General features: G+C 44.0%; 2 protein-coding genes. Both read right to left on the minus strand.

All coding sequences use genetic code 11. The annotated features are described in order from the left end of the window. Positions 1-82: 82 nt before the first annotated feature. Entirely contained in the window at positions 83-307 is a 225-nt protein-coding gene (locus N1032_RS28525; RefSeq protein ID WP_407933079.1) for a TraR/DksA C4-type zinc finger protein, read from the minus strand. A 159-nt stretch (positions 308-466) separates the two neighbouring features. After that, a complete protein-coding gene (locus tag N1032_RS23825; protein WP_259542892.1) occupies positions 467-649 on the minus strand; it encodes a hypothetical protein in 183 nt (60 codons plus the stop codon). Positions 650-1,004: the final 355 nt, after the last annotated feature.

Below are 1,004 nucleotides of genomic sequence, written 5' to 3' on the forward strand. Positions count from 1 at the left end.
CCGATTGCGGAGATCTTGAAATCACGTTCACGTGACCAGCCCATACCTTTACGACGAACTTTGATTGTTTGACCGATTTCCATTACTGTCTCCATTGGCTAATGGTCAGGACTTTATCGTGCTTCTCCTGACATTTTACGCAGTACATGCAGCCTTTAACAATCTGGCGGCGACCTTCTGGGATTTGACGACCACAATCGAGACAGTGAGTTTCAGACTCACCTTTACCGATTTGTGAACGTGCGGCGGAAATACCGAAATCAACGGCGGCTGCTCCGCCCGCTTGGCGATGATCGTACTCTTGCATTTGAACCTCTGATTAGTTGAATTGCCGAAAACATCACGACAATATCCAGAAGCACAAAGCCCCAGCGATGCCGTATGATATCAGCGATGGTTAGAAGAAAAAAGATAACCGCAACGATTTCTTGCGTGTGTGGGTGTAGCCATAGATTCCAAATCCTTCTCATAGCATCTGAACCTTTGTTTTAAGATTCAGTAAGGCCGCTTCCTGATCAGCCAGTTTTTTACGCATCTTAAGATTGCTCATATGAGCCTGAGATACGTTACGACGGTTGGAATTCACGAACTTGATGTGCTTGTCCAGAACTTCCAGTAATAATTCTTTCTCTGAGCCTGTCAATTCCATCTTTCACCTCATAGCCTTCGGCTAGGTATTCATTTAGTTTGTTACTATTGCAGACCACTGTCTTGTCCCTACCGTCACGGGTAAGGGTATATGTTTGTATTGGCATAATCTCACCAATGATAATAGGAAAGCCACCGAGTCAAGTCGCTCAACTCAATTCCCAAATTAATAGAAATTGCTCAGTGACTTCCCTGTATCACTTACACGCGAACTTTATAAACACTGTTGAGGGTGAAAATAAAACGTTCTCCATCAATCTCCTCTTCTTTAGTTACCAGAGAAGTATGAATCCAAACGCCATCCTGGAACGGATGGTTCCCGTAGTTGGCTGTATCATTAAAGATATAGCCGTAGT

This window comes from Herbiconiux daphne (genome assembly GCF_024979295.1).
GTDB lineage: Bacteria > Actinomycetota > Actinomycetes > Actinomycetales > Microbacteriaceae > Herbiconiux > Herbiconiux daphnes.